Source organism: Chthoniobacter sp., from assembly GCF_040003245.1.
Taxonomy (GTDB): domain Bacteria; phylum Verrucomicrobiota; class Verrucomicrobiia; order Chthoniobacterales; family Chthoniobacteraceae; genus Chthoniobacter.
Genome location: NZ_JBDUCX010000275.1, coordinates 1 through 8,380 on the forward strand (window position 1 = coordinate 1; position 8,380 = coordinate 8,380).

Sequence of the window (8,380 nt, forward strand, 5' to 3'; positions counted from 1 at the left end):
CTGCATATTCGCGCCACGTGGCGCACGGTGGGAGATTGATCTCGAGGACTCCGGGATCCGCGGCCACGGCGAGACGCGTCCAGAGGGCGTCGTCGTCTCCGGGGACGTAACCGGAGAGATGAGGCGCCTCGAGACCCAGCTCGCGAGCGGTTGCAGCCACGGCTTCGAGCAGCGCGAGAAAGGGTTTTTGCAGCAGCGGCGGCAGGAAGACGTGCAGGCGGCCCTCGACGATTTCCGCCGTGAGCGCGCGGCGGTTGACGTCGGGCGGCAGGCTGTTGAGCGGTAGGCGCAGTCCGGCGGGGCCTTCGGTGCGCAGGAGTTCAACGCTCTTGCCGCTACGCCAATCTTCCACGACGAAAGACTTGCCGGCGTAATCGAGCGGGAGCACGGCGGCGGGCCGCGTCTTGTCGAACGGATCGATGGCGCGCAGCCAGCCGCCTTTGAGGGCGAGCCGCTTGGCGAGCTTTTGTTCAAATTGCTGGAACGACTTCGCGTCGATTTTTTTGGAACCATCGTCGTGGGCGGCGAAAGAAGGCACGAGAGGCGTGTCGTCGCGATTCCACACAAGGTTGATGGCCCAGCGGGGATTGACTTCGCCGGGGTAGAATTTGCCCGGAGAGTAAATGGCGACGGCGCGTGGAAGCGACTGCGCGACCAGCGCATCGGCCAGGGCGTAACCGTAGCGCAGCTTGGTTGGGCCGAGCGCGGTAACGCTCCATTCGGGGCCGACGGGATCGATGGGAAGATAGGTAGGCTCACCGCCAAGGGTCAGGCGGACGTTCTGCTTCGCGAACGTCGCTTCGACTTGGTCGGCAACATGGGCGAGCGCTTTAGGGATCGTCATGAGAAATGATTTGCAGGGAGGCCGTCATACTGCCGGCCACGGGAGTGGGGTGAAAGTAGCGACCGAGGATGGGTGATATATCTTCGGGCGTGAGGCCGACCGCGGCGGTAATGTGGTGATGATTGCAGAGGTAGCCATTGGTCGGATCGAAACCGACCCAGCCGGCGCCGGGAAGATAGATTTCCGTCCACGCATGCAGCGCACCTTCGGCGCGTTTTTCCGCACTGCCGAATTCGCAGAGATAGCCACTGGCAAGGCGCGTGGCGAGGCCGAGGCCACGCGCCACTTCGGCGAGGAGCACGGAGAAATCGCGGCACGAGCCGCGCCCGAACCGCAGCGTTTCCTCGGGCGTGTAGGCGGCGCCTTCATCACGCCGCTCGTAGGTAAAATGATCGTGAATGGCGCTGTTCAAGGCGACGAGCGCATCGACGGTCGGCTGGGGCGAGGTCGGCGGCTGCCAAAAGGGCAGGGTGAGCGCCGGGCCGTTTTGCAAATAGGGCGAGAGCGCGTGTTTCTCCTGCGCTGTATAAGTGAAGGGCAAATTGAGCGCATGCGACTCGAGCAGGAAGCCGAAGGCGTTGCGTGGGGTCAGCTCCAGTTCGATTTGCAGGCCGGCCTGGAGGAGCGCGGATTTCTGCGGATAGAAGCAGGACGCCATCTCGTTGTCGAAGAGGTCGCGGCGGTAGTTCACCGTCGCGTCCAGGTTCGTCTGGAAAGCAAGCTGGCGCACGGAAAGGTAGCGATCGGATTTTGGAAACAGCCGAAAGAGGTGCGGCGAAAAGCTGACGGGTTCCGCGTAGGCGTACTGCGTCTGGTAATGAATGCCTACTTTCAAGAAGCCACCTTCGCTTTCTCCAGCTTTGGCGTGCGGCGTTTCATGATCACGCGCACTTTCATGTTCTGCCCGCCGCTGCCCTTGAAGGTGCCGCGCAGCGGGGTGGCGTCGCGCTGGTCGCGCCCGAAGCTCACCGTGACATAGCGTTCATTGATCCACTGGCGATTGGTCGGGTCGATGGCCACCCACGTCATGCCGGGGACGAGCACCTCGATCCAGGCATGCGTCGCGACCGCGCCGGTCATACGGCGCAGGGTGCCATCGGCGTCGCGCACCGGGTCGGTCTCGATGTAACCGCATACGTAGCGCGAGGGCAGGCCGGCGGTGCGCAGGATGCTGAGGCCCACGTGCGCGAAATCCTGGCAGACGCCGATCTTGTTTTTCCAGATCGTCGTCAGCGGCGTGGAGTTCTCCGTCACGCCCGGCTTGTATTTGAATTCCGCGTGGATCGCTTCGTTCAAGCGTTGGAGCGATTCGCCGAGCGGGGCGCGGCCGGACAGGTACTTTTTCGCCCATTGCACGGATTCCCGCGTCGGCTGCACGCCGGGCGTCATTTGCAGGTAGTCGAAGATATCGGTCATCACCGACCCGAGAATCTGCCGGGCTTCCTGAACCGGCAATTCGAGGCTGCTGGCCGGCAGTGGCACGGGATGCGTGCGCACCACCGCCTGGTTGCTCACGTAGAGCTGCTTGTGGCGGAAGGGCAGCGAGAAAAAATCCACGCGATTCCCGAAATGATCGATGTAGTCCGACGTCGGCACTTCCGGGTCGATCACCAGCCGATGGCTGAGCACAGTCTGGCTGGGAAGACTGGGCGGCGTCAGCCGTGCCTCGCCGTAGGCCTCGGCGGCGGGATGTCCATATTTGTAATGTGTGACGTGGGTGATCTCGAACTCCATCAGGCCCTTGAGTAATTGAGGACTATCGCCGAACGCGCGCCTGCCACCAAGCGTCAATTTCCGGCAACACGCGCGCCTTGAATTCCGCCTGGAAACGGATGTTGTCGGCGGACTGGGCCACGGAAGTGGCGGCGACGGCCGGAAGATTTTTCTGCGCGAAAGCCTCCAGCTCATCGGCGCGAGTGGCGTCATCGAAGGCCTCGAAGATTTGCGGGACGTAACGGTTTGCGGCGTGATCCGAGAGCTTGGCGAGCAGCGTGTCGAGGTGCGCGCGGGCGAAATCCCAGGCGAGCTGGGGTTGCTCGCCATCGTGGGCGACGCGTTGCACGAGGCGGGTGGCATCCTGCGCGATGAGTTCGTCGGTGAGCGCGAGCGCGAGCGTTTGCGACGCGAGCGCGGGATTGCGCGCAGAGACGAGGGCGTTGTAGAGCGAGCGCTTTTGCTCGAAGCTATCTTCCTTCTTCGCGGCCTTGTGCAATTGCTCCCAGGTGAGCGCATCCGCATCGTGGCCGACCACGGAGAAGACCGCCCCGCGCAGGTCGCCGGGCAAAGACGCCGGATCGTGCAGGTAAGCGGCAAAGCGGGCGCGTGCGGAACTCGTGATGTCCTCGCTGCCGAACGCCCCGAGGATGGAAATGAGCGAGCCGCGGAGCGTGGCGTCGAGCGGGGATTCGCTGGCCTTAGGTTCCCAGCCCAGGCGCGCGAATTGCGGAAGCAGGAATTCGCGCGCCCACGTGTGGAAGCCGTCGCGGTTTTTCGTGCCGCGTTCCAGGCCGTCAATGGTCCAGAGCACATCGACGAGGCGTTGGACGATGGTGGGTGAGCGGTCGTCGCTCAGCGCGCTGAGGAGGTCGAGGCAATCGGCGGCCGGCGTACGGCCGGCCTGCACCATGGCCCAGGAATCATTGAGCGCGTTGAGGCGGTCGGCCTCGGCGAGGAGCGGCGCAGCCTTGAGCAGGCGCCTGGCCAGCGTCGCGTCGTAGGCCACGCGATAGTAGCCCACGTCGCCGATGTTGGCCTTGATCGCCGCGTCGGGCTCGAGCAGGGCGCCAGGTTGCGTGGCGTCCTTGAGCAGTGTGAGCAAGGCGTGATTGGGCGCGCCCGCGGGGCCGTAGATGACCGGGATTTGCCAGCGCAGCGGCGCCGGATCCTTTTGGTGAATGGTGAAGCGCGCCTGCTCGAGCTGCACGCTGGCCTGGCTGCCGGCGGGGAGCGCACTGAGCGTCACGACGGGGAAGCCCGGCTGTTCCGTCCACCCGGCGGCGAATTCGCGCACCGGCTTGCCGGAGGCGGTGGCGAGCGAGTTCCAGAGATCGGCGGTGGTGGTGTTGCTATAGGCGTGCTGCTGCATGTAGGCGCGAATGCCGCTGCGGAAAGTGTCCTCGCCCAGCCAGCTCTCGATCATGCGCAACACGGCCTGGCCCTTGCTGTAGGTGATCTCGTCGAAGCCATCGGCGGCGTGCGAATCCTGTGCCACCGGCCGCTGGATGGGATGCGTGGTCGCGCGGGCATCGAGGCGCATGGCGAATTCCTTGCTGCCCGCGGCCCGCAGCCACACTTTCCAATCGGGATTGAAATGATCGGTCGCCTTCGTGCCCATCCAGCTCGCGAAGCCTTCGTTGAGCCAAAGGTTGTCCCACCACGCCATGGTCACGAGATTGCCAAACCACTGGTGGGCGATCTCGTGGGCGATGACCGCAAAGGACCGTTCGCGCATGGTCTGCGCGCTGGTCGCCGGATCGTAGAGCAGGCTGTTGTCGTTGTAGATGATGCAGCCCCAGTTCTCCATCGCCCCCGCGCCGGTGCTGGGAATGGCGAGCTGATCGAGCTTGGGCAGGGGATACTTGAGGCCGAAATACTCGTGATAAAAGGTCAGGATCTTCTTCGTCGACTCCAGCGCATAGCGCGCCTGCTCGCGTTTGCCCGGCGTGGTGAGCACGGCGAGTTGGATGCCTTCGACTTCGTCACGCACTTCCTCGAAATCGCCGATGGCCAGCGCCACGAGATAGCTCGCCATTTTCGGCGTGGGGGCGAAGCCGACTTCGCGGCGCCCATCGCCCAGCGGTTTCTCGGAAACGACCGGCATGTTCGAAATGGCGCGCTGCTTTTCCGGGGCGACCGCGGTGAGGACGAATTCCGCGCGGAAGGCCGGCTCATCCCAGCAGGGGAACATGCGCCGGCAGTCGACCGCTTCCATCTGCGTCGCGATCGCCTTTCCGGTCACACCGTTCGCTTGGTAAGGGGAGATGTAAATGCCGCGCGGCTGTTCCGTGAGCTTGCCCGCGAAATGCAAGGCGAGCTGATACTTCCCCGGCGGCAATTCTTCCGGCAACGCAAAGGTCAGCGTCTGCTCTTCCGCATTGAGCTTCGGCGTGAGCGCGATTTCCTTCGCGGCCAGCAGCCGGGCGTTGGTGATCTCCAGCCCGCTTGCGTGCAGCACGATCTCCCGCACCGCCTGCCGCACTTCCAGCGAGACCGTCTCGTCTCCGCTGAACGCCGCCTTCTCGATACTCGGATCGATCCGCACTTCATAACGCCGCGGGATCACCGTCTTGGGCAGACGTCCTGAGTTCTTCTCAAACACAAAGGGTTCTTCGGCGCTCGCGAGTGCGCTGAGGGCACAAAAAGAGAGCAGTATCCAGGAGTGTATATGGCGGGACATGGAGTGCGGAATGTGCGCGAGAGAGCGGGAAGAGGAAAGCAGGAAGACTTTGGCTTTGGACCAGTTCTTTGTACAAACGGTCATGCGTATCCTCCTAGGCATCATTCCGGTCGTGGCCGTCGGCGCGCTTTTCCTGTGGTGGCGCTTCTTTCATATCGCCCGCCCTGAGATGCCGCCACTCTCCATCGATCCCGATGACCCGTTGATGGTCGAAGCCAGGCGAACGGCGACTGAAACCGTTCCGCGCTTTCGCGAGGCACAGGCTCAGCCCAACAATGGCGCTCGGGTCAAAGTGCCTTTCGTCACCAGCTCCGGGATCACAGAGTTTCTGTGGGCTGAGGTCTTGTCGCTTCGCGGCGACCAGATGGATCTTCGCTACCTCACGCCACCGGTGACCCACACTGGCAGGGTGGAGCGTCTGCACACTCAGGCTGTCACCGATCTCGTGGACTGGCAGGTCGAGCTTTCATCCGGCAAATATCTTGGCGGTTTCACGATGCGGGTCATGTTTATTCGGGGACGCGAGCAGTGGGGCAACCTGCCGGCGGAACTCGAAGCCGAGGAGGCGAAATATGAATGATGTCTTCCGAGTGTTTTAAAGTGACCCATCGTCGCATCATGATGCGTAAATTTGTTGCTTGATTACTCTGGAGAGGTGGCGTCTATTGCTCGACCCATGTCTGCTGCAAAACCTCTTCATCCCCTCGCCGCACTGCTCCAAAAGCGCATCGCAATCATCGATGGCGCCATGGGGACGATGGTGCAGCGTTACAAGCTCCAGGAGGCGGATTATCGCGGTGAGCGGTTTCGCGACTGGAAGGGCAAGGACCTCAAGGGCAACAACGAGCTGCTCCTGCTGACCAAGCCGGAGGTGATCGGGGAGATTCACGCGCAGTACCTCGCGGCCGGCGCGGACATCATCGAGACGAATACCTTTTCCGCGACGACCATCGGGCAGCACGATTTCTTCTTCGAGCACGAATCGGGCGTGCGGAAGGACCAGGCGTTCTTTCAGCGCGTGATCGACGACCCCTTTCTGCAAGAGCTCGCGCGGGAGATGAACCTCGTCGCGGCGCGGCTGGCGCGGAAGGCGGCGGATGACATCGAAGCGAAGCTCGGCGAGCGGCGCTTTGTCGCCGGGGCGATCGGGCCGATGTCGGTGACGGCTTCGATTTCGCCGGACGTGAACGACCCGAGCTTTCGCGCGGTGAATTTCGATCAACTCCGGCAGGCTTATGCCGAGCAGGTGCGGGCGCTCATCGAGGGCGGCGTGGATGTGCTGCTCATTGAGACGATCTTCGACACGCTCAACTCCAAGGCCGCGATCTTTGCTACCAAGGACGTGCTCGCCGAGTTGGGGCGCGATCTGCCGATCATGATTTCCGGCACGATCACCGACCTGAGCGGGCGCACGCTGACCGGGCAGACCGGCGAGGCGTTCTGGAATTCCGTGTCGCACGCCGAGCCGCTGAGTGTGGGCTTGAATTGCGCGCTCGGGCCGAAGGAGATGCGGCCGTATGTGGAGGAGTTGTCGCGCATCGCCCCGGTGCACGTTTCGATTTACCCCAATGCGGGGCTGCCTGATCCGCTGTCGGAGACGGGCTTTCCCGAAACACCCGAATCGCTCGCGCCGCAGATCGCCGAATGGGCGGAATCGGGCTGGCTGAATATCGTGGGCGGCTGCTGCGGCACCACGCCGCCGCATATTGCAAAGATCGCCGAAGCCGTGCGCGCCTTCGCGCCGCGTGTGGTGCCGGAGATTGCCCCGCAACTACGGCTCTCGGGCATGGAGGCATTCAACCAGACGCGGGAGACGAACTTCATCAACATCGGCGAGCGCACCAATGTCACCGGCTCGCCGAAGTTTTCGAAGCTGATCCTCGCGAATAACTACGACGAGGCGCTCACCGTGGCCAAGCAGCAGGTCGAGAGCGGCGCGCAGATCATCGACGTGAACATGGACGAGGGGATGCTCGATGGCGTCGCGGCCATGACCAAATTCCTCAACCTGATCCAGAGCGAGCCGGATATCGCGCGGGTGCCGATCATGATCGACTCGTCGAAATGGTCGGTCATCGAGGCCGGCCTGAAGTGCATCCAGGGCAAGGGCATCGTCAACTCCATCTCGCTCAAGGAGGGCGAGGAGAAGTTCCTCGCGTCGGCCCAACTCGTGCGGCGCTACGGCGCGGCGGTGGTCGTCATGGCCTTCGACGAGCAGGGGCAGGCGGACACGCTGGAGCGGAAGTGCCAGATCTGCGAGCGCAGCTACCGGTTGCTCGTGGATCGCGTCGGCTTTCCGCCGCAGGACATCATCTTCGATCCGAATATTCTCACCGTGGCCACGGGCATCGAGGAGCATAACAATTACGCGGTCAATTTCATCGAGGCCACGCGCTGGATTAAGCAGAACCTGCCGCAGGCCAAAGTCAGTGGTGGCGTGTCGAATATCTCGTTCAGTTTTCGCGGCAACAACGTGGTGCGCGAGGCCATGCACTCGGCGTTTCTGTATCACGCGATCCAGGCCGGGCTCGACATGGGCATCGTCAACGCGGGCATGCTCGAAGTCTACGAGGAGATTCCGAAGGCGCTGCTCGAACTCGTCGAGGACGTGCTGCTGAATCGCAACCCGGAGGCCACGGAGAAGCTGGTCGCCTTCGGTGAATCGGTGAAGCAGAAGGCCGCCGGCACGGTCGAAAAAACAACTGAGGAGTGGCGCATGCTTCCCGTGGAGGAACGCCTCTCGCACGCACTGGTGAAAGGGATCGACGCCTTCGTCGTCGAGGACACCGAGGAGGCGCGGCAAAAATACGCCCGGCCGTTGCAAGTCATCGAAGGGCCGTTGATGGACGGTATGAACGTGGTCGGCGATCTCTTTGGCGCAGGCAAAATGTTCCTGCCGCAGGTCGTGAAATCCGCCCGCGTGATGAAGAAGGCGGTCGCCTATCTGCTGCCCTACATGGAAGAGGAGAAGAAGGCGACGCTCGCTGCGGGCGGTGAAGTCCGTACCCAGGGCCGTGTGCTCATGGCCACGGTGAAGGGCGACGTCCATGATATCGGCAAGAACATCGTCGGCGTGGTGCTCGGCTGTAACAATTACGAGGTCATCGACATGGGCGTGATGGTGCCGTGCGAGAAGATCC

Annotated in this window: 6 protein-coding genes; 2 read left to right on the forward strand and 4 right to left on the reverse strand. The window is 62.9% G+C overall.

What is annotated here, in order from left to right:
- From ABJF10_RS26570 to ABJF10_RS26585, 4 genes are all read right to left on the reverse strand, one after another.
- On the reverse strand, nucleotides 1-844 hold an 844-nt coding region (locus tag ABJF10_RS26570; RefSeq protein ID WP_348547649.1), incomplete at its 3' end, for a transglutaminase family protein.
- Nucleotides 831-1,679: a transglutaminase family protein gene (locus ABJF10_RS26575; protein ID WP_348547650.1), complete on the reverse strand. Its 849-nt coding sequence runs from the start codon at nucleotides 1,677-1,679 to the stop codon at nucleotides 831-833. The genes ABJF10_RS26575 and ABJF10_RS26570, both read right to left, overlap by 14 nt.
- On the reverse strand, nucleotides 1,676-2,578 hold the full coding sequence (locus ABJF10_RS26580) for a transglutaminase family protein (RefSeq protein ID WP_348547651.1): 903 nt from the start codon (nucleotides 2,576-2,578) through the stop codon (nucleotides 1,676-1,678). The genes ABJF10_RS26575 and ABJF10_RS26580 overlap by 4 nt, the downstream gene beginning before the upstream one ends.
- Before the next feature lie 22 nt (nucleotides 2,579-2,600).
- Complete coding sequence (locus ABJF10_RS26585) at nucleotides 2,601-5,240, reverse strand: M1 family metallopeptidase (protein WP_348547652.1); 2,640 nt, start codon at nucleotides 5,238-5,240, stop codon at nucleotides 2,601-2,603.
- 55 nt (nucleotides 5,241-5,295) lie between these two features.
- On the opposite strand from ABJF10_RS26585, the gene ABJF10_RS26590 reads away from it, so the two are divergent.
- On the forward strand, nucleotides 5,296-5,820 hold the full coding sequence (locus tag ABJF10_RS26590) for a hypothetical protein (protein WP_348547653.1): 525 nt from the start codon (nucleotides 5,296-5,298) through the stop codon (nucleotides 5,818-5,820).
- 96 nt (nucleotides 5,821-5,916) lie between these two features.
- Nucleotides 5,917-8,380: methionine synthase (metH, locus tag ABJF10_RS26595; protein WP_348547654.1), on the forward strand; the 2,464-nt coding region annotated here is incomplete at its 3' end.

What these genes read in the sequence shown, in the direction of transcription:
- ABJF10_RS26580 (WP_348547651.1), bottom strand. Translation starts at nt 2,578, where the DNA reads ATGGAGTTCGAGATCACCCACGTCACACATTACAAATATGGACATCCC.
- ABJF10_RS26585 (WP_348547652.1), bottom strand. Translation starts at nt 5,240, where the DNA reads ATGTCCCGCCATATACACTCCTGGATACTGCTCTCTTTTTGTGCCCTC.